Origin of the sequence: Streptomyces sp. NRRL S-1813 (assembly GCF_000719605.1) — a bacterium.
GTDB lineage: Bacteria > Actinomycetota > Actinomycetes > Streptomycetales > Streptomycetaceae > Streptomyces > Streptomyces decoyicus.
Genome location: NZ_JOHB01000008.1, coordinates 25,509 through 44,718, shown reverse-complemented (window position 1 = coordinate 44,718; position 19,210 = coordinate 25,509). Strand labels below are relative to the sequence as shown.

The 19,210-nt window shown below is 70.2% G+C and carries 17 protein-coding genes and 1 pseudogene; 7 read left to right on the top strand and 11 right to left on the bottom strand.

Annotated elements, in window-relative coordinates:
- Positions 1-17 precede the first annotated feature (17 nt).
- The 4 genes from IF67_RS0114320 to IF67_RS0114305 all read right to left on the bottom strand — a co-directional run bounded on the left by IF67_RS0114320 (position 18) and on the right by IF67_RS0114305 (position 3,664).
- Complete coding sequence (locus IF67_RS0114320) at positions 18-206, bottom strand: hypothetical protein (RefSeq protein WP_030985642.1); 189 nt, start codon at positions 204-206, stop codon at positions 18-20.
- A 117-nt stretch (positions 207-323) separates the two neighbouring features.
- On the bottom strand, positions 324-1,406 hold the full coding sequence (locus tag IF67_RS0114315) for an NAD(+)/NADH kinase (RefSeq protein ID WP_030985640.1): 1,083 nt from the start codon (positions 1,404-1,406) through the stop codon (positions 324-326).
- Between the two features lie 202 nt (positions 1,407-1,608).
- Positions 1,609-2,718 carry a serine hydrolase domain-containing protein gene (locus tag IF67_RS0114310; RefSeq protein ID WP_107050223.1) on the bottom strand — a complete coding sequence of 370 codons (1,110 nt, stop codon included), beginning with the start codon at positions 2,716-2,718 and terminating at the stop codon, positions 1,609-1,611.
- A gap of 298 nt (positions 2,719-3,016) precedes the next feature.
- On the bottom strand, positions 3,017-3,664 hold the full coding sequence (locus IF67_RS0114305; protein WP_030985636.1) for a DUF5701 family protein: 648 nt from the start codon (positions 3,662-3,664) through the stop codon (positions 3,017-3,019).
- Between the two features lie 136 nt (positions 3,665-3,800).
- On the opposite strand from IF67_RS0114305, the gene IF67_RS0114300 reads away from it, so the two are divergent.
- Both IF67_RS0114300 and IF67_RS0114295 read left to right on the top strand, forming a co-directional pair.
- Complete coding sequence (locus IF67_RS0114300) at positions 3,801-4,436, top strand: TetR/AcrR family transcriptional regulator (RefSeq protein WP_030985635.1); 636 nt, start codon at positions 3,801-3,803, stop codon at positions 4,434-4,436.
- 294 nt (positions 4,437-4,730) lie between these two features.
- Positions 4,731-5,189 (top strand): SRPBCC family protein, encoded by a 459-nt coding sequence (locus tag IF67_RS0114295; RefSeq protein WP_030985634.1) that lies wholly within the window; start codon positions 4,731-4,733, stop codon positions 5,187-5,189.
- Positions 5,190-5,284: 95 nt separating this feature from the next.
- On the opposite strand, the gene IF67_RS0114290 is transcribed toward IF67_RS0114295, so the two are convergent.
- Positions 5,285-6,826 carry a DHA2 family efflux MFS transporter permease subunit gene (locus IF67_RS0114290; RefSeq protein WP_037839364.1) on the bottom strand — a complete coding sequence of 514 codons (1,542 nt, stop codon included), beginning with the start codon at positions 6,824-6,826 and terminating at the stop codon, positions 5,285-5,287.
- Between the two features lie 119 nt (positions 6,827-6,945).
- Between IF67_RS0114290 and IF67_RS0114285 the strand changes: the two genes are divergently transcribed.
- From IF67_RS0114285 to IF67_RS0114270, 4 genes are all read left to right on the top strand, one after another.
- Complete coding sequence (locus IF67_RS0114285) at positions 6,946-7,905, top strand: Lrp/AsnC family transcriptional regulator (RefSeq protein WP_030985631.1); 960 nt, start codon at positions 6,946-6,948, stop codon at positions 7,903-7,905.
- Between the two features lie 113 nt (positions 7,906-8,018).
- On the top strand, positions 8,019-8,714 hold the full coding sequence (locus tag IF67_RS0114280) for an ATP-binding cassette domain-containing protein (protein WP_037839362.1): 696 nt from the start codon (positions 8,019-8,021) through the stop codon (positions 8,712-8,714).
- Positions 8,711-10,654 (top strand): YhgE/Pip family protein, encoded by a 1,944-nt coding sequence (locus IF67_RS0114275; protein ID WP_030985627.1) that lies wholly within the window; start codon positions 8,711-8,713, stop codon positions 10,652-10,654. Before IF67_RS0114280 ends, IF67_RS0114275 begins: the two co-directional genes overlap by 4 nt.
- 75 nt (positions 10,655-10,729) lie before the next feature.
- Positions 10,730-11,215, top strand: coding sequence for a peroxiredoxin (locus IF67_RS0114270; RefSeq protein WP_030985626.1), 486 nt, complete (start codon positions 10,730-10,732; stop codon positions 11,213-11,215).
- Positions 11,216-11,303: 88 nt separating this feature from the next.
- On the opposite strand, the gene IF67_RS0114265 is transcribed toward IF67_RS0114270, so the two are convergent.
- Together IF67_RS0114265 and IF67_RS0114260 are read right to left on the bottom strand one after the other, a co-directional pair.
- Entirely contained in the window at positions 11,304-11,756 is a 453-nt protein-coding gene (locus IF67_RS0114265; protein WP_030985624.1) for a lamin tail domain-containing protein, read from the bottom strand.
- Positions 11,757-11,925: 169 nt separating this feature from the next.
- A pseudogene (locus tag IF67_RS0114260) lies at positions 11,926-13,900 on the bottom strand (heavy metal translocating P-type ATPase).
- A 95-nt stretch (positions 13,901-13,995) separates the two neighbouring features.
- Here IF67_RS0114260 and IF67_RS0114255 point away from each other — a divergent pair.
- Positions 13,996-14,382 (top strand): ArsR/SmtB family transcription factor, encoded by a 387-nt coding sequence (locus IF67_RS0114255; protein ID WP_030985622.1) that lies wholly within the window; start codon positions 13,996-13,998, stop codon positions 14,380-14,382.
- A 20-nt stretch (positions 14,383-14,402) separates the two neighbouring features.
- On the opposite strand, the gene IF67_RS0114250 is transcribed toward IF67_RS0114255, so the two are convergent.
- From IF67_RS0114250 to IF67_RS45975, 4 genes are all read right to left on the bottom strand, one after another.
- The gene (locus IF67_RS0114250) at positions 14,403-15,587 is read right to left on the bottom strand and encodes a zinc-dependent alcohol dehydrogenase (protein WP_030985621.1); all 1,185 of its coding nucleotides are present in this window, start codon (positions 15,585-15,587) and stop codon (positions 14,403-14,405) included.
- A 116-nt stretch (positions 15,588-15,703) separates the two neighbouring features.
- Positions 15,704-16,765 (bottom strand): 2,3-diaminopropionate biosynthesis protein SbnA, encoded by a 1,062-nt coding sequence (gene sbnA, locus IF67_RS0114245; protein WP_030985620.1) that lies wholly within the window; start codon positions 16,763-16,765, stop codon positions 15,704-15,706.
- A 221-nt stretch (positions 16,766-16,986) separates the two neighbouring features.
- Positions 16,987-18,057: a 2,3-diaminopropionate biosynthesis protein SbnB gene (gene sbnB / locus IF67_RS0114240; protein ID WP_030985619.1), complete on the bottom strand. Its 1,071-nt coding sequence runs from the start codon at positions 18,055-18,057 to the stop codon at positions 16,987-16,989.
- Positions 18,054-19,058 carry a TauD/TfdA family dioxygenase gene (locus IF67_RS45975; protein ID WP_078889448.1) on the bottom strand — a complete coding sequence of 335 codons (1,005 nt, stop codon included), beginning with the start codon at positions 19,056-19,058 and terminating at the stop codon, positions 18,054-18,056. Before IF67_RS45975 ends, sbnB begins: the two co-directional genes overlap by 4 nt.
- Between the last annotated feature and the right edge of the window lie 152 nt (positions 19,059-19,210).

Genomic DNA, 19,210 nt, shown 5'->3' with positions numbered 1-19,210 from the left:
CGGCCCCACGACAGGCACTAGCGCTTCTGAGCTCGGTACCGCTTGAGAAGGGCGGTGATCTTGACGTAGTCCGCCTTGCCGTTCAGTTCGCTGAGGAGATCGTCCGGGCAGAGTTCGTAGTGATCGCCCCACCACCGACGTCCTCGGTTGTCCCAGATGCGGTAACCACCCGGCACTCCTCTGGCCACGTACCGCCGCCTGCTCACGATGCCCCCCGACCCGTGCACCTGTGTCGCCCCACCTGCACGCTTCCTCCCGGCGCCGACAACGACCGCACCATAGCGCGCGAGCGGCGCGAGCAGCTTCGGGCGTTGAGGTACAGATCAGTCCACGTCCATCTCCACGTCCGTGTCCGCGGGCAGGGGTGGCAGGCGGAGGTGGGCCAGGTCTGCGGGAGCCGGGCTGGTGTGGGGCCACAAGGGGGTGACCCCGGCGTCGGCCGCCGCGGGGGCATCGGTCAGGCGCATGCGCTCACGCAGCCTGCCGTAGAAGTCGGTCGGTCCGAGCCGCACCACGCGCAGGCGCTGCGGAGCCGCGTAGATGCCGACCCAGTCACCGGGATCCAGGACGCCGCGCAACTGGCCGTCGACGCTCACCGCCGCGCGGCCGGAGTGCCCCAGGACGCGCAGGGCGACGGCCTCGTCGGGGGCGGCGACCACCGAGCGGTTGAAGGTCATGTGCGGGGCCACGGGGGTGAAGACGATGGCGTCGGCCGCAGGGGAGATGACAGGACCGCCGGCGGCGAAGCTGTAGGCGGTGGATCCGGTGGGGGTGGCGACCAGGACGGCGTCGGCGGAGTAGGAGGCGAGGAGCCGGCCCGAGAGGTACACGCCGAGGGAGACCTGACGGTCGCGCGCCAGTTTCTCCAGGACGATGTCGTTGAGTGCCGTCACGTTCAGGGCCACCCCCCAGTCCAGGGCGACGGCACACTCGGGACGCACCAGGGGAGGCGGGAGCGCGGGGCCCCGGCCGTAGCGCAGGAGGGCTTCCATTCCCACGGGGAGCCCCAGCGGCCGGGACGCCCGCATCGTCAGCATCAGACGGGTCTCGATGTCCACCTCGCCGCGGTGAACGGAGTCCAGCGCGCATTCCACGTCGTCGGCCGGGACTTCGGTCAGGAAGCCGAGGGTCCCCAGGTCGACACCGAGGACCAGCGCGTCGTTCTGCGCGGCCAGACGGGCTCCGCGGAGGAAGGTGCCGTCCCCGCCGAGCGTGACGATCAGGTCGGGGTCACCGGCAGCCTCGACTTCCGCCCGCGCATCCCGCCGTTGTTCGTCCTGGCTCCACACGTCGATGGCGACGCAGCCGACACCCTGGCGTACGCACCACTGTCGGACGACCTCGGCGGCCGTCACGGCGTCGGGGCGCCCTCCGTGGACGACGATGCCCACCCGTTGCACGCTCACGCGGCCTCCGCTCCCTCCGGGCTCCCGGTTCGGAGAACGACGGAGCCCTGCTTGGGGTATTTGTGCGCATTTACAGGCATCTTAACGGGGCGACATGATCTCCATGGGTGTGCCGATCCGTTCTCGCGAACAGGGTTCCCCGGCTCGCCCCGGAACGACGAGAACGTGATCCCTGCACACCGTCACCACGACCGGCCGGCCATCACCCGCACAAGGCGGCGTCGACGGCAGCGAGGACATCGGCGGGGCCCTGTTTGACGGGCGCCCGGTCGGCGGTGGCGGCGATCGTGACGGCGCGGCCGTCATCGGTGACGCCGGTGCGCGTGTGGTAGCCGGGGATGTCACCGCCATGGCCCCACATCAGCCCGCCGCAGCTCAGCGGGGTGCTGACCACGCCCAGCCCGTACCGGGCACCGGGCCACAGACCGGCGGGGACGGTGGTGCGCATCTGGGCGAGCTGCGCGGATTCGAGGAGCTTGCCGCCGGAGAGAGCGGAGAAGAAGCGGTTCAGGTCGCCCGGGGTGGAGACCATCTGTCCGGCGGCCCAGGCCCAGGAGGGGTCCAGCTTCGTGATGTTCTTCAGTGGCTCTCCGGGCTTCGCCGCGTAGTAGCCCTCGGGATGGGCTTCCCGGATGCCCTCCTCGCCCACGCCGGGGAAGTAGGTGTGGCGCAGCCCGATGCGCTCGATGACCCGGTGGGTGATCTGCTCGGCCAGCGGGCGGCCGGTGACCTTCTCGATGAGCAGACCGGCCAGGAGGTAGTTGGTGTTGCTGTACTCCCAGTCGGTCCCGGGAGCGAACCTCGCCCTGTGCGCCAGCGCCAGGTCGAGCAGGGCGCGGGGCTGGACGTAGGTGTGGCGCTCCTTGCCGGTGAAGTCGCCGGTGAAGTCGGTGTAGTTGGGCAGTCCGCTGGTGTGCTGGAGCAGCTGACGTACCGTGATGCGGCGACCGTCGATGCCCTCGCCCCGCACCAGGTTCGGCAGGTACTCCTCGATGGGGGCGTCGAGAGCGACTTTGCCTTCGCCGACCAGTTGCAGGACGACCGTGGCGGTGAAGGTCTTGGTGTTGCTCCCCGCCCGTACCTGCCCGTCGGCCGGTACCTTCGCCCCGGTCCTCAAGTCCGCGACACCGGCGGTGTAGTGATGGGTGTGCCCGTGACGGCCGACGGCGGCCGCCAGGGCGGCGGGGTACCTGTCGTCGTGGACCAGTCGGTCCAGACCCCGCTGCATGACATCACCGGAGCCGCGTGCCTGTGCCGCAGACGTCGGCAGAGTGCCGCCCACGGCCAGCGCGGCAGCCGTCACGACCGCCATCGTGATCAACCGCCGTGGCCTGGGCGACGACCTGCGAACTCGCCGCAGCTGACGGGAACGATCGGGCATGGAACCCCTCCTGGTGCAACCTGCGAGGCATGACGGTCATCCGGACTCGATCAGCCTGCGTGCTCGAGATCCCCCTCATCGATCCGGGCAGCGGGCCCATGCAAAGTAGGGATAACCCCCGGCACTTGGGCGGCCGACACGCACGTCATGCGCACGGGATCCGCACCGACCTCGTCCGGCCGCACGGTGGCGGCGTTCGTGCTCGTCGGCCGGTCCTCGCGCGTCGTCGTCAGCGGCTCCGGTCACCGGCCGAGGCCAGACCCAGCCAGGTGTGCGGGTTGCCCTCCCAGCACCAGCCGAGCTTCGGGGCGCCCTTGCTGATCCACAGGGCCGGGACCCTGCGGTCCCCGAAGCGGGTGCCACCGAGCGAGAAGCATTTGTTCTTGGCCAGCGCCTGGGGGTATTGGGTGACGAACGCTATGCCCTCCTCCATGGTGAGCGGGGTGCGGCCCCGCTCCGCGATCGCCCCCAGGGCGTCCTGGGGGACGACATTGCAGAATTCCTCGCCGCGGTCGATGTCGAAGGCGACGTACACCTCCCCTTCGGGGAGCGCCAGTTCCTCGATCGAGACGAACCTCTCCAGCTCGCCCGGGGCGTAGAAGCGCTCGATGACTCCGGGGCTCTGCTTCCCCGTGAGCGTGGTCAGCGGTACGGACTCCTCAAGGGGCACGAGTGCCCTGGTGACCACCAGCAGGAACGGCACCCAACCCTCGCTCGGCGGTTCCAGCGTCGCCGCCCGTGCGAGAACGGGTGCGCGCAGCGGGTCGACCAGAGTGCGGAACGCGGTCTCCGTCATCCCGGCGAGGGCGGGGTACCCCTTGTCGACAAGCGTCGCGACCTGGCGGTCGAACTCCGAGCCGGCATCGAAATCGGTCATGTGAGGCCTTCCTGGGAACGGCGGGACGGGGTAAGGAGGTGACGGAGCATCATGGGAATCGTGCTATGGATGTAAAATTAGCCCCGGCGTCATTAGTGCGTCAAGCGCAAACTTACGACACGTGTAAGATTCCTTCATGGGTATCGAACCGATGGGGCTTCGCGAGTCCAAGAAGCAGGAGACCAGGCAGCTCATCTCTGACCAGGCGACCAGGCTGTTCATCGAGAACGGCTTCGAGGCGACGACGATCGCCGAGATCGCCGTGGCTGCCCGGGTGGCCAAGAAGACCGTCACCAACTACTTCGCCCGCAAGGAGGACCTGGCCTTCGACCACCGCGAAGAGTTCGTCGAGGGCCTCGCCCGGACCGTGTCGGTCCGGGCGGAAGGGGAGTCGGCGCTCGTGGTGCTGCGCCGCGAGTTCCTTGACGGGGTCGAGCGGCACGATCCGGTGATCGGGTTCTCCGGCGAGGTCTTCGCCCGGATGATCGCGGACAGCCCCACCTTGCTGGCCCGCTTGCGCGATATGCACGACCAGCGCGAGGCCGCGCTCGCCGAACTCCTCGCCACCGAGACCGGAGCTGCTCCCGACGACATCACTCCCCGGGCGGCGGCAGCTCAACTGGGCGGCGTCCACCGAGTCCTGTTCCAGCAGATCCTGGAACTGACCCTCGACGGCTGGAGCAACCAGCGCATCGCCGAATCGGTGACCGTGTCCGCCCACCGCGGCTTCGATCTGCTGACGGGCTCCCTCGCCGACTACGCCGTGAAATAAGGGCGGCGGTCGCTACCGCCCACGGTCGCCTGCCGATGACCCCGCCACTTGGTTCGCCTGCCGATGACCTCGCCGCCGCGCACCGCCACCGCCCATCCGCCACCGCCCACCGCACACCCCGCTCGTCGGGCCCCTGCCCGACGGACACCTCGCGCGGACGGGCAGCCGCGAAAAACTCGAAAAACACCTGCGGCGGTGGTCTAGGAAGTGGGTGTCCGGGCACCCGGTGAACCACGCGAGATGCGCGTCGTGGGTTGCGTACCCGCGTTGAGCCACCACTGAGGAGGCGTAGCAATGAGCACGGTGAAGGAGACGGTGGACGTCGAGGTCCCGGTCCACACCGCCTACAACCAGTGGACGCAGTTCGAGGAGTTCCCGAAGTTCATGGAGGGCGTCGAGAGGATCACCCAGCTCGACGACCGGCACAACCGCTGGACCACCAAGGTCGGTGGCGTGCGGCGGGAGTTCGACACCGAGATCGTCGACCAGCTCCCGGATGACCGGATCGCCTGGCGGACCACCACCGGCGACACGCGGCAGAAGGGCCTGGTGAGGTTCCGGCGTCTGGACGAGAGCCACACGCGGGTGGAGCTCGTGATGGACATCGAGCCCACGGGCACGGCCGAGAAGGCCGCCGACATGTCGGGAACCATCGCCCGGCGCATCAAGGGCGATATGCGGCGCTTCAAGGACCACATCGAGCACCGCGGCGCCGAATCCGGAGCCTGGCGCGGCCGCATCACGCCCGGCTGACCCGGCCCGGCGGCGCGAGGGCCGCAACGACGGACGGCCCCCGGCGGGGAGATGACCCCGGCCGGGGGCTGTCGGCGGTTGGCCGACCGACCGGCCTAGCCGCCCACTTGGGCCGCCGCGGCCGGGTTCGCGGGGCTGCCGGCCACCGCGCTCTTCGGAGGATTCGGGCGGCGGCGGGTGAGCCAGAGCACGAGGGCGGCGCCGGTGATCGCCAGGGCGCCCGCGGTCAGGGCGAGGGTGTTGTGGGCGGTGGCGAACACGGAGTGCAGGGTGTGGCCGAAGGCGGTGCGCTGTCCGGCCGGGGTGGCGGCGAGCAGAGTGTCGGCTCCGCCGCCGGACAGGGTCTGCGCGGTGTTCTCCGGGTCCGGGACCACGCCGTTCAGCGACCGGTTCATGGTGGATACCGCCAGGGTGCCGAAGACTGCGACGCCGAAGGCGTAGCCGAGTTGTTCGAAGGTGCTGTAGGCGCCGCCGGCCATCCCGGCGCGTTCGGGCGGCACGGAGCCGAGGGCGAGGGCCGCGGCGACCTGGAAGACGAGTCCCATGCCGATGCCGCTCAGGGCCAGGCCACCGATCAGGGCGGGCCAGCCGGAGCCGGGGCCGAGGAAGCCTTCCGCCGCCACGCCGAGGCCGGCCAGGAGCAGGCCGAGGGTGGCGCCCAGGCGGGGGGAGGGCCTGGGCATCCACCGCCCGCTCAGTACCGCGACCAGCCCCGCGGCCGCCGCGTGCGGCAGCACGACCAGCCCGGCGCCGATGGGGGAGAGGTGCTGGACGGACTGGAGCCATAGCGAGGTGCAGGGCAGGACCCCGTATACCGCGCCTTCGCCGAACGCGATCGTGATCATTGCGGCGGTGAATTCCGGACGGCGGAACAGCGACAGGTCCAGCAGCGGATGGGTGCTGCGCCGCTGTAGGGCCACGAAGACCGCGCAGGCCACCAGCGCCACGGCCAGCGGCACCAGCGTCCCCGCCGAGGCCCAGCCGTGTGCGTGCGATGCGGTCAGGGCGTAGACGCACCCGCCCGCACCCAGCGCGCACAGCACCACGCCGGGAACATCCAGACGTCGCGTGGCGGCCCGGTCCGGAGTGGAGCGGGGGATGCAGCGGAACGTCATGACCAGGGCGAGAGCGGTCACGGGGACGTTGACGTAGAAGATCCAGCGCCAGTTGAGGGCCTGGGTGAGCAGCCCGCCCAGGATGGGGCCCAGCGCGGAGGCACTGGAGGCCACCGCCGCCCACACCCCGTAGGCCAGTCCCAGGCGGCGCCCCGAGTACAGAGTGCTGATCAGCGACAGGGTGGTGGTGAACATCGCCGCTGCCCCCACGCCCTGCACCAGCCGGGCGGCGATCAGCCACCCCATGTCCGGTGACAGGGCGCACGCCACCGAGGCCGACGCGAAGACGACCAGCCCCACGACATACACCCGGCGCCGCCCGTGCCGGTCGGCCAGCATGCCGGCCCCCAGCAGGGCGGCGGCCACGGCGAGTGCATAGCCGTCGGCGACCCACTGAAGCTGTGACAGCGACGAACCCAGGGACCCGGACAGGGACGGCAGCGCGACCAGCACGATGGTGACGTCGATGAGCAGCATGAACGTGCCCAGACAGAGGGCGGCCAACGGCCCCCAGATACGCATGACAAGACCCCCACGAAGACGATGACGGGACGACCCGCCCACCTTCCGGGCCTCGCCACACGTATCCCAAGCCATACCCTGGACCGCGGAACGATCCGGCACGGAAGTGAGGTACTGCGGTGGATTCCGGCGCTCTGAACGACCTCGACCATCGCCTGCTGGAGGCCCTCCAGCTCGACGGCCGGGCCCCCTTCAGCCACCTCGCCCGACGGCTGGACCTTTCCGAGCGCACGGTCGCGCGCCGTTACCAACGCCTGCGCGGCCTGGGCCTGCGCATCGTCGGCCAACCCGACCCCGCGCGCCTGGGACTGGTCCGCTGGCTGCTGCGCCTGCACTGCACACCCGACGCCGCCGGCACCATCGCCGAAGCCCTGGCCCGCCGCCCCGACACCAGCTGGGTCACCCTCGCCTCCGGCGGCACCGAGCTCTACTGCGCCGTCAACACCCGTACGGCCGACGAACGCAACGCCCTCCTGCTGCAAAAGCTCCCCCGCACCCCGCATGTGCTCTCCGTCAGCGCCCACTGCATGATGAGAATCTTCGTCGGCGCCACCAGCACCTGGCACGCCACCCGCTTCCGCCCCGCCACCCCCGCCGCCCTCGCGGTGGATTCCGGCACCTCCCGCACCCCGCTGGCACTGGACGACACCGACCGCACCCTGTTCACCGAACTGGCCCGGCACGGCCGCGCCACCCTGCCCGAACTGAGCAAGGCCACCGGCCGCTCACCCTCCAGCGTCCAGCGCCACCTCGACCGCCTGCGCACCGAAGGCGCCCTGCACCTCTCCGTCGACTTCGACCCCCAGCTCCTCGGCTACCACATGAGCACGCGACTCTGGCTCAACGTGGCCCCCGCCCATCTGCGCACCGTCGGCGAAACCCTCGCCACCCACCCCGCCATCGCCTTCGCCGCCGCCATCACCGGCACCTCCAACCTCGTCGCCAGCGGCGTCTTCCGCACCCCGGCCGACCTGTACGACTACATCGACCGGCAGATCGGTCCGCTGCCGGGCATCCAGAGCATCGAAACCGCCCCCACCCTGCGCGAGGTCAAACGCCTGGCCCCGGCCCTCCCCTGAACGGTGGCAGGCCGCGGTTCCGCCCCGTGCCCGGACGCCACCACCCACGTGAATCACGTCACAACTGGCGTGAGGCAGGGGTGGGTTGACCGGTCCGGGCTAGGACTTGCTGCATGACAGCGGCTGGAGTGGATGTGGTGGCCCGCGGGGCGAGCGTGCACGGTCGGAGAGGTCCGGTGTTCGAGGGGGTGGATGTGGATGTGCCGGCGGGCGGGCTGCTGGCCGCTCACGGCCCGGCCGGTTCCGGGCGTACCTCGCTTCTGCTGGCGCTCGCCGGGCGGATGCGGCTGTCCGGCGGGGCTGTCCGGGTCGGCGGGCACGTCCTGCCCGCCGCGGGTGGGCGGGTACGCAGGATGGTCGCCATCGCCCGGGCCGCGCCCGCGGTCGATCTCGAAGGGCGGCTGCGGGTGCGCGAGGTGATGGCCGAACGCTGTCTGACGAGCCCCGGCGTGACCGAGCGCGGCATCCGCGAGGCCTTCGCGACCTTGGACGTCGCCCCACGGGGGGCAGACCTGGTCGAGGACCTCGGCCCGGCCGGCCGGCTGCTGCTGGCGACCGCGCTGGCCCTCGCCGAACGGCCGGGCGCCCTCGTCGTCGACGACGTCGACGAGGGGCTGCCACCCGACGCGCAGGGACCCGTGTGGCAGGCCCTGCAACGGGTCAGGGACCACGGCTCCACCGTGCTGGCCGGCTGCCTCCATCCGCCGCCCCCGCCCACCCCCGGCCTGGTCGCGCTGTTATTGCCGCGACGCAGCCAGGACCGCCTCCCGGCCGAGACGACCACTGTCCGGAAGGACGCCGACACATGAAAGCCGTCAAGCTGGCGCTGCTCGAACTCCGGCGCTTCCGGGGGCCGATGCGCCGACTGGTCCCCGCCCTGCTCTGCCTGGTGCCGTTGCTGTACGGCGCCATGTACCTCTGGGCGAACTGGGACCCGTACGGCAAGACGGACCGCATGCCGGTCGCCGTCGTCAACCAGGACCACCTGGCACATGCGCGGCAGGGCAGCCGGGTGAACGCCGGTGACCAACTGGTCCAGCAGCTCAAGGCGTCCGGCACCTTCGACTGGCACTTCGTCGGTCCGGACGAGGCTCGGGACGGGCTGGAGCACGGCCGCTACTTCTTCACCATCGACATCCCACCCGGCTTCAGCCGCAAGCTCGCCACGGGTGCCGACACCCGTCCGCAACAGGCGGGCATCCGGATCGAACTCAACGATGCCAACAACTACGTCGCCGGCATCATGACCGAGGTGGTGCAGAACAAGCTTCAGGACCAGGTCAACTCCGCCACGCATGCCGCCTATGTGCGCAGCGTCTACGGCGAGTTGTCGGACGTGCGCGACAAGCTGTCCACCGCGTCCGACGGCGCACACCGGCTGGTGGGCGCGACCCGCGTGGCGCAGCAGGGCACTTCCACGGTCGCGTCGGCGACCTCCACCCTGCACGACGGTGCCGACGGCGTCGCCGCCGGGGCGCGGCAGATCGCCCGTGCCACCGGGCAGATCGACGACCTCTCCGGCCGCCTCGACCGGGCCGCCGCCGACCGCCTGCCCGGAGCCCTCTCCACCCTGGTGACCACCGCCCGGCTGACCACCGACGGCCTGGACGCGGTGCACACCGCCACCAGCGCCACCCGCAAGGGCACTTCACGTGCCGTGGCGGACCTCACCGATCTCGCCGACTCCCACCCCGAGCTACGGGACGACCCCGTCTACCGAACGGCGCTGAGCCACGCCCGCGACCTGGACACGACCGCCACCGATCTCGACGGCCGGGCCGCTGCCGCCGAGAACAACGCCCGGCGCTCCCTCCGTGACGCCGAACGCCTCCAGGACGACGTCGGATCGCTCAGGCGCGATGTGCTGGCTCTGCACACCCCGCTCCGTCTCGTCGACACCGGTTCGCACAGCGCCGCCGACGGTGCGCACGGCCTCGTCGAAGGGCTCGGCACCTTGGAAAAGGGCTCCGGCGCGCTGCGTGCCGCCGCCGACCAGGCGCACGACGGTGCCTCGGACGTCTCCCGCACCGTGGACGACGGCCTCCACAAGGTTCCCCGTACCACCCCCGACCAGGTCGCCCACGCCGCCGGAGTACTGGGCACGCCCGTACACATCGACCGGGGAAACCTGCACCCGGCCGGTGTCTACGGACGCGGCCTGGCCCCGTTCTTCTTCGGCATCGCCCTGTGGGTGTTCGGCCTCTTCGCCTACCTGTTGCTGCGTCCGCTCAACACGCGTGCCCTGGCCGGCCGGGTCGGCGCCTTCACCACTGCCGTCGCGGGATGGCTTCCGGCCGCGGTGCTGGGGGCCGTGGGGGCGCTGGTGCTCTACGGCGTCGTCGATCTCGCCCTCGGGCTCAGTCCCGTCCACCGCTTCTGGATGCTCGCGCTCCTGGTCACCGCGGCAGCGGCCTTCGTCGCCGTCGATCACTGCCTGCGCACCCTTTTCGGGGTGCCGGGCGACGTCCTGTCCCTGGTCCTGCTCATCCTCCAGCTCACCGCGTCCGGCGGGCTCTACCCACTGCCCACCGAGCCGGCCTTCTTCCAGGCGCTGAACCCGCTGCTCCCGATGACTTACCTGGTCGACGGATTGCGCGTCACCGTCTCGGGCGGGCTCACCGAGAACCTCCTGCGGGACTTCGTCGTTCTTTTCGCGTTCACCGCCGGCTTTCTCGCCGTGACCACCCTCGCCGTACGACGCCAACGGGTGTGGACCGTCGGGCGCCTCCATCCCGACGTTTCCCTGTGAGGACAGGGACCGACCGACGACCGTACTGCCCCGCCTTCCCGTCACCGCCGCTTCCGCATTCGATTGGACCGCCTGATGGCCTCAGCACCGCACCTCGGCACACCCGTCCCCGACTTCACCCTGCCCGGTGGTGTCCTGACCGGCGACAGCTTCGAGCGTCGTGACTACACCCTCTCCCTGCAACGCGGCCGCCCGCTGGTGCTGGCGTTCTATCCGGGCGACGACACCAGCGTGTGCACCAAACAGCTGTGTTCCTACTCCAGTGGCCTCGAGCAATTCCAGGACCAGAACGCGGAAGTCTGGGGCATCAGCCCGCAAGACGTGGACAGCCACGAGCGGTTCGCGCGCAGGCACGACCTGCGGATGCCCCTGCTCGCCGACACCGATCGCCAGGTCACCCGTACCTTCGGCATCGCCGCCCCCGGAATCGGACTGCGCAGGGCGGTCTTCCTCATCGGACCCGACGGCACCCTGCACTGGAAGCACGTGGCGTTGCTCGGTGCCGGCTTCCAGCCCCTCGACACCCTCACTCGGCATCTCGCCGGCATGACATCCATCTGACACTCGCCCGGGTCCGCGTGAGTCCGCCGTGGGCCCGGTATGCGACGGCGCCCCCGCCCGGTGGGCAGGGGCGCCAAGTGCGGGACGTTCAGCACATCTTGTAGTCGGCTCGCGTGGAGTTGTAGGAGCAGCTGTCGACCGTGCCGCCGGTCGACTTCTTCAGCGTGGCCGAGTCCCGGTCGTTGTTCCACACGTAGGCGCCGCGGCCCTGGTAACGGTGCGCCGCGGTGTTCGTGCCCTTGCCGGTGTGGACGGTGACTGTCTTGCCGGCTCCGAGCGAGTAGGAGCCGAAGGTGTACTTGTGCCGGGAGGCGTCCGTCAGTGTCCAACCGGTGAGGCTGACGGCCCGGCTGGTGGAGTTCTTGATCTGTACGTACTCGGCGTTGAGGCTCGTGGCGGAGCGGGTGTCCGAGCCGGGGCTGTCGTAGTAGATCTTGTAGAGGTGGACGGAGCCGGCAGCCTGTGCGGGCACGGGCAGCAAGGCGGCGCCGGCGCAGGCAGCCGATAGGGCAGCAGCGGCCAGAGTACGAAGACGGAGCATGAGAGTCCTTCTGTGTCAGGCCGGGCACCCCCCACTTCGGGCCCGGCAGGCGCTCAGATTACGGACCCAGTACCGGAAAGGGCACCGACGTTACCCAGTCGCGACATATCAAGACACAACGGTATCGCTCAAAGTTCAACAAGTTCTGGGCGCTTGCTCGGGTGCTTGCTCAGGTGCTGCCCTCGGCGGCGGAGTTGGTCCAGGCGGCATCGCGGAGCAGGCGCAGACCGTTGAGGCCGACGATGACGGTGGAACCCTCGTGCCCGGCGACGCCGAGGGGCAGCGGCAGAGTGGCGAGAAGGTCCCAGACCACCAGGCCCGTGATGACGATGCCGGCGATGACGAGGTTCTGCACCACCAGGCGGCGGGCCCTGCGCGAGAGAGCCACCACGGTGGGGATGGCGGCGAGTTCGTCACGGACGACCACCGCGTCGGCGGTCTCCAGAGCAAGGCCGGATCCGGCTCTGCCCATGGCGATGCCGGTGTGGGCCGTGGCCAGGGCCGGGGCGTCGTTGACACCGTCGCCCACGACCAGCACATTGCGGCCCTGCGCCTGCCACCCCTTGACCGCGGACACCTTGTCCTGAGGGAGCAGTCCGGCGCAGACCTCGGTGATACCGACCTCGGCGGCCAGATGCGCGGCGGCGCGCTCGTTGTCACCGGTCAGCAGTACCGGCGAACGGCCGGTGAGCTTCTTGAGCGCGCCCACAGTGGCTGCGGCGTCCGGGCGCAGGCGGTCGGCGATGCCCAACACCCCGGCGGGGGCGCCGTCATGCAGGACGAGAACCGCGGTACGGCCCTCGTCCTCCAGAGCCTGCACCACGGTGCGGACGGGGTCGGTGGCGGCGAACGGGAGCCGGGCCGGTGATCCCACCTGGACGGTGTGTCCGTCGACGGTGGCGGTGACACCCTCCCCGGGGACGGAGCCGAAGTCGGCGGCGTCGGCGAGGGGCAGGCCACGTTCGCGCGCGGCGTCGACGACGGCGCGCGCGAGCGGGTGCTCGCTGGGGTGCTCGGCCGCCGCGGCGAGGGCCAGCAGGACGTCCTCGCCGAGGCCGGAACCGGGGAGCGGGCGGATGTCGGTGACCCGGGGTGTGCCTTCGGTGAGGGTGCCCGTCTTGTCCAGGGCGACGGCGTCGATCCGGCCGAGACGTTCCATGACGACGGCGGACTTGGCGAGGACGCCGTGACGCCCGGCGTTCGCCATGGCCGAGAGGAGCGGGGGCATCGTGGACAGCACCACGGCACAGGGAGAAGCGACGATCATGAAGGTCATCGCGCGCAGCAGTGCAGGCTGCAAGGCGGAGCCGAACGCGAGCGGAACGGCGAAGACGGCGAGGGTCGCGGCCACCATGCCGATCGAGTAGCGCTGCTCGATCTTCTCGATGAACAGCTGCGTGGGCGCCTTGGTTTCGGAGGCTTCCTCGACCATGGTCACGATCCGGGCGATCACCGAGTCCGACGGGTCGCGCTCCACCCGTACGTGCAGGGCGCCGGCGCCGTTGACGGTGCCCGCGAACACCTCGTCACCGGGCCGCTTGGCCACCGGCAGCGGCTCGCCGCTGATGCCGGCCTGGTCGGCCTCGCTCGCGCCGCGCAGGACCTGGCCGTCGGCCCCGATGCGCTCGCCGGGCCGGACGAGGACCGTGTCGCCCACCGCGAGGGAGTCCGTCGGGACGCTCTCCTCGCCGCCGCCGGGCAGCAGCCGGGTCGCGGTGGTCGGAGCGAGGTCGAGCAGGCCGCGGACCGAGTCCGCGGTGCGAGCGGTGGCGACCGCCTCCAGGGCGCCGGAGGTGGCGAAGATGACGATCAGCAGGGCGCCGTCGAGGAACTGGCCGATGGCGGCGGCGCCGAGCGCGGCGACGACCATCAGCAGATCGACGTCCAAGGTCTTGCCCTTGAGGGCCTTCAGGCCTTCCCACCCCGGCTCCCATCCGCCTGTGAGGTAGACGGCGGTGTACAGCGGACCCCACAGCCACCGCGGGGTGCCCAGCAGGTCCAGCGGGAGGGCGAGCAGGAACAGCAGCAGCGCGGTCAGCGCCCATCGGGCTTCCGGCAGTGCCAGGACGCGTGCGGCGCCGCGGCGGTGCCGGGCGTGGCACGGCGGAGGGCGGCGCGGGCCGCTGATCCAGGACAGAAGGCATGACAAAGCAACCCTTCGCGGGCGGACTGGGGGCGACGGCACCACCATACAGGAACACCTGAATAGTTCTTCATGTGTCATCGGTATGATGTCCGCATGGGCCACGGAGTCGACACCACCAGCAGCGCCACCACCCGCGAGCGCCTCGACGCGGTCGGCACCGCCGACGTCGCCGCCACCCTCCAGGCCCTCGCCACTCCGTCCCGGCTGCACATCCTCGCCCGGCTACAGGAAGGCCCCTGCTCCGTCAGCGACCTCGCGGCCGCCGTCGACATGGAACCCTCCGCCTGTTCCCACCAGTTGCGCCTGTTGCGCAACCTCGGACTGGTCACCGGTGAGCGGCACGGTCGCTCGATCGTCTACGCGCTGTACGACAACCACGTCGCCGAACTCCTCGACCAGGCCCTCTATCACGTCGAGCATCTGCGCCTCGGAGTCCGCGACACCCGGGTCGCGCCGCAGGAGCCGGCCGTCGCCGAGTGACCTGACGCCCGGTGAACGGGTCAAGGCGTCAGAACAGTTTTGATCATGCCGTCTTCCTTGGCCTGGAAGGTCTGGTAGGCCTGGGGCCCTTCTTCGAGCGGCAGTGTGTGGGTGGCGAAGTCCTGCACTCCGAGGACGTCCTCGTCGTCGAGGAGGGGCATGATGTCGTCCACCCAGTGCCTGACGTTGGCCTGGCCCATGCGCAGCTGGACCTGTTTGTCGAACAGGGTGAGCATCGGCACGGGGTCGACGGAGCCGCCGTAGACGCCGATCAGCGAGATCGTGCCGCCCCGTCGGACCGCATCGACAGCCGTGTTGAAGGCCGCCATGCTGTCCACACCGGCCCGGCTCAGCACCTTCTCCCCGATCGCGTCGGGCAGCAGGCCGGCGAACCGCTGGGCGGTTCTCGCCAGCGGAGCGCCGTGCGCTTCCATGCCGACCGCTTCGATGACGGAGTCGGTGCCACGCCCCGCCGTGAGACAGCGGATCTCCTCGCCCACGTTGTTGTCGTACTCGTTCAGGTCGAGAGCGTGCACGCCCCGGCTGCGGGCCCGGGCGAGACGTTCGGGTACGAGGTCGACGCCGATGACCTTGCTCGCGCCCTGATGGAGGGCGATACGGGCCGCCATGTCGCCGATGGGGCCGAGACCGAGAACGGTGACGGATCCGCCTGGTGGGATACCGGCATAGGCGACGGACTGCCAGGCGGTGGGCAGGACGTCGGAGAGGTAGACGAACCGCTGGTCCGGCGGGCCGTGCGGCACCTTGACGGGCAGGGTGTTGCCGAAGGGGACCCGCAGCAACTCCGCCTGACCGCCGGGTACCTGGCCGTAGAGCTTGGAGAATCCGAACAGCGCGGCGCCCATCCCACGGTCCTTGACCTGCGTGGTTTCGCACTGCGAATGGAGCCCCTGCCCGCACATCCAGCAGGTGCCGCACGAGACATTGAACGGGACGACGACACGGTCGCCCACCGAGACCTCTGTGACCTCGGGGCCGACCTCCTCGACGATTCCCATCGGCTCGTGCCCGAGGATGTCACCCTCATCCAGGTACGGCCCGAGCACCTCGTACAAGTGCAGGTCGGAGCCGCAGATCCCGGTGGAGGTGATCCGCACGATGATGTCCGTCGGGTCCTTGATCTTCGGGTCGGGAACGGTGTCCACCCGGACGTCACGTTTTCCATGCCAGGTCAGGGCCCTCATCATCACTCCTTGTGAGTAAGTCTCCTGGCCACCGGCCATGTGGATGCCGGGTGGCTCGCTTTCCACCATGCGACGGTGGGCGCTCCACCGCAGGACGGGCCCGTGGCGTCCGGACCTCAGGCGTCGTGGCGCCGGCGCCGTTCGCGCGGCTGCGACTGCGGCTCCGATGACCGCAACGGTGGCATGAGGCCGATCGCGTCGACGTCGGTGCCGCTCGGAAACTCGGAACGCAGCACGTCCTCGCCGTACAGGTCCTGCACCCAGTTGTCCTGGTAGACGGTGTCGAGGTAGCGCTCGCCGAGGTCCGGGGCGAGGGCCACCGCCGTGAGCCCTCGTGTGTCGTGGCGGGCCAGCCAGTCCGTCGCGCCGCTGACCACTGTGCCGGTCGATCCGCCGAACACGAAGCCGCGTCTGGCCAGTCGACGGCAGGTGCGGATGGTGTCCGCCTCGGCCACCCGTACGACCTCGTCCACATACGACTCGTCGAGCAGCGGCGGACGGACGCTCATGCCCAGGCCGGGGATCATCCTGCGCCCCGGGTTACCGCCGAAGGCCACCGACCCGACACTGTCCACGGCGATGATCTGCACCGGCCGGTGCCAATTCCGGAAGTAGCGGGCACAGCCCATCAGGGTGCCGGCGGTGCCGGCTCCGACGAACAGCAGGTCCAGCTGCGGGAAGGAGCGGGCGATGGCCGGTGCCGTGGTGCGGTAGTGCGCCTTCCAGTTGCTCGGATTGGTGTACTGGCTGAGCCATACACACCGGTCGTCGGAGGCACACAGACTGCGGATGTAGGCGAGCCGTGCGCCGAGGAAGCCGCCGTTGGACTCCTCGTCGGCGACGACGTGCACCTGGCTGCCCAGAGCCTCCATCATCAGCCTGGTCGCCAGGTTGCAGCGGGAGTCCGTCACGCACAGGAACCGGTAACCCTTGCTCGCTGCGATCATGCTCAGCGCCACGCCGAGGTTTCCGGACGAGGACTCGACCAGGACCGAGTCCGGCCTGAGGTCTCCCTCCCGTTCGGCGGACTCCACCATCGCGGTCGCGGCCTTGAGCTTGATCGAGCCGGCGAAGTTGAAGCCCTCACACTTGAGGAACAGCGAGTGCCCGAAGATCGGCCGGAGGTCGACGTAGAGCTCTTCCTCGTTGAACGCGTAAGGCACGGATATGACTGGCACGATGGTCTCCTCATCTGCGGCAGAGCGCCTTCAACAGTCCGTCCGCACGGGGCGGCGGGCTTCGCTCTTCCGGGCGGGACCGTGTGGTCGACCGGGCCGGACGGGGCGCCGTGACAGAGCCGCGGTGTAGTGCGCTGGTCTGCGGCGATGTGGTTGCTGATCGTTCCGGGCGAGGGTTCGGCATGAGCCTCCTTGCCGTGGTGGGCCGAGGTCCGGGCCGCTCATCCGTAGCGGCGCAGTTCGTGGAAGAAGTCGTCGACGATCTGGAGTTCCCCGGACCGGACGACCTCGTCGTAGACGTACTTGCCGACCGCGAGGTCGAGCACCCCGAGGCCGAACGGCGAGAAGACGGCGGGACGGTCCGCCGGCACCGTCACACGGCCGGCCATCACGTCGTCCAGCGTGCCGTGCAGGAAGTTCCGGTTGCCGGTGAGTTTCTCGGTCAGATGCGGGGAGGTGGAGGCCCTCAGACAGTGCTCGATGTCGTCGACGATGTTGGTCGAGGCCAGCAGGATCCGCGGGGCGAGGTCGCGCAGCGAGACATGTACCACCACCGGGTGGTGTTCGAACCAGGAGACCTCGTCGACATGCGGCTGAGGGGCCACGGTGGCGAAGACCACCAGGTCGCTGGCGCGGATCAGGTCCTCGGCGCTGTCGTGCACGGTGACCCGACCGGTGGTGCCGCACTGTTCCAGGTAGAGGCGGAAGCCGGCCGCGCTCTCGGCGGACAGGTCGTGCACCCCGATCTCCTCGAACGACCAGCCCGTCCCTTCCAGGAAGGTGTGGATGTAGCGGGCGATCAGGCCCGCTCCGAAGAATCCGACCCGGGTCGGACGGAGTCGCCCGCGGCTGAGCCAGTCGGCTGCCGACGCCGCTGACGCGGCGGTCCTGGTGGCGCTGATGATCGAGCTCTCCAGGCAGGCGAACGGGTAGCCGGTGTCGTAGTTGTTGAGGATCAGCACGGCCGAGGCCCTGGGGATCCCGGCTGCCACGTTCGGCGGGAAGCTGGAGATCCACTTCAGTCCGTCCACCCGTGTCTGTCCGCCGATCGAGGCGGGCAGCGCGATGATCCGGGAGGACGGGCGGTCGGGGAAGCGCAGGAACGAAGAGGGCGGGTTCACCGACTCGCCTGCGCCGTGCAGCCGGTAGGTGTCCTCGACCACTTCCACGATCTGCTTCTCGCGTCCCTCCAGTGCCTTTTGCACCTGGGCTCCTGAGATCACCGCGAAAGACGGCACGGGGCGCGGCTCGGGGGGTGTGGGCTGCGTGAGGGTGGGGCGGACGGTGGTCATGGGAGGGTCACCTCCACAGTCGGCGAGCAGTCGGCCAGGCGCACCGGATCGGCCAGCGCCACGACCACGTCCCTCGGTCCTTCGAAGGGCTCCCTGCTGTGCGCGGTACGGACGTTGTCGATGAGCAGAAGGTCACCGGCCTCCCACGGCCGACGGGCGGTATGGGCCTCGTACACCTCGTTGAGCAGGTGCACGACGTCCTCCGTGACGGGGTCGCCGTTTCCGTAGCGGGTGTTGAACGGCAGCCCGTCGGGACCGTATTCGTCGATCAGGTACTCCCGTACTTCGGGAGCCATCGTCCACTCGTTGAGGAACGCGATCTGGTTGAACCAGCAGCGCCGGCCGCTGACGGGGTGGCGCACCACGGCACTGCGGCGTTGTCTGGTGCGCAGTGCGCCATCGGGCTGCCAGGCGCACTCGATGGCGTGGGCGCGGCAGTATTGCTCGATGGCACCCCGGTCCTCGGTACCGAACGCCTGCTCCAACGACGCCCCGATCTCCTCGTTGTAGCTGCGGGTCAGCAGCCACCCCTCCCGCTCGAACCGCTCCGTCAGGGCTGCGGGCAACGCGTCGAGTACGGCCGTCGAGTCGGCCACCGCGGTCGCGCCGCCCTCGGTGGGGGCGCCCAGGCACACGAACAGCATCAGGCCGGGGAACTCCAGGGTGTAACTCAGCTCGTGGTGCATGCACATTGGCTGGGTCGGCGGCCACTTCGACGAGGAGTACACGCCTTCGGAGTAGGTCTGCCGCAGGGCGAAGGCCTCCCTCTCGGTCACCGGGGCGACGCCCAGGCCCTGAAGAACGGCGCCGACCTCCGCCGGGTCGCGCAGGCCCAGGCCCCTGACCACGACCGAACCGTGCTCGGCCACGACGGCGCGCAGAGCGTCCCGCCGCGCGGCTGCCCAGCTCGCCGCACCGTCGGTGAGCCCGACCCGCAGCATCGGCGGCCTGCCGGGTTCCCGTTCCAGTTCTGGCAGTGAGATCGGGAGTGAGGACAGCATCGTGGTGCTCCTCTCAGTCGCGGCCCGGGAAGAAGCAGGCCGTTCGAGATCGCACAGCACCGCCTGTGCAGCGTCTTTCGCACGGGTTTGCAGGAAGAAGTGGCCGCCGTCCGGCAGCTCGTGGAGGTCAACACGCTCGGCCAGCCGTTGCC

Excerpts from the sequence above, each read along its gene's own strand:
- IF67_RS0114250 (WP_030985621.1), bottom strand. The coding sequence starts at position 15,587 with ATGAGGGCCCTGACCTGGCATGGAAAACGTGACGTCCGGGTGGACACC.
- IF67_RS0114275 (WP_030985627.1), top strand. The coding sequence starts at position 8,711 with ATGAAAGCCGTCAAGCTGGCGCTGCTCGAACTCCGGCGCTTCCGGGGG.
- IF67_RS0114295 (WP_030985634.1), top strand. The coding sequence starts at position 4,731 with ATGAGCACGGTGAAGGAGACGGTGGACGTCGAGGTCCCGGTCCACACC.
- IF67_RS0114310 (WP_107050223.1), bottom strand. The coding sequence starts at position 2,718 with ATGGCGGTCGTGACGGCTGCCGCGCTGGCCGTGGGCGGCACTCTGCCG.
- IF67_RS0114290 (WP_037839364.1), bottom strand. The coding sequence starts at position 6,826 with ATGCGTATCTGGGGGCCGTTGGCCGCCCTCTGTCTGGGCACGTTCATG.
- IF67_RS0114305 (WP_030985636.1), bottom strand. The coding sequence starts at position 3,664 with ATGACCGATTTCGATGCCGGCTCGGAGTTCGACCGCCAGGTCGCGACG.
- IF67_RS0114265 (WP_030985624.1), bottom strand. The coding sequence starts at position 11,756 with ATGCTCCGTCTTCGTACTCTGGCCGCTGCTGCCCTATCGGCTGCCTGC.
- sbnB (WP_030985619.1), bottom strand. The coding sequence starts at position 18,057 with ATGACCACCGTCCGCCCCACCCTCACGCAGCCCACACCCCCCGAGCCG.
- IF67_RS0114300 (WP_030985635.1), top strand. The coding sequence starts at position 3,801 with ATGGGTATCGAACCGATGGGGCTTCGCGAGTCCAAGAAGCAGGAGACC.
- IF67_RS0114255 (WP_030985622.1), top strand. The coding sequence starts at position 13,996 with ATGGGCCACGGAGTCGACACCACCAGCAGCGCCACCACCCGCGAGCGC.
- IF67_RS0114270 (WP_030985626.1), top strand. The coding sequence starts at position 10,730 with ATGGCCTCAGCACCGCACCTCGGCACACCCGTCCCCGACTTCACCCTG.
- IF67_RS0114280 (WP_037839362.1), top strand. The coding sequence starts at position 8,019 with ATGACAGCGGCTGGAGTGGATGTGGTGGCCCGCGGGGCGAGCGTGCAC.
- IF67_RS45975 (WP_078889448.1), bottom strand. The coding sequence starts at position 19,058 with ATGCTGTCCTCACTCCCGATCTCACTGCCAGAACTGGAACGGGAACCC.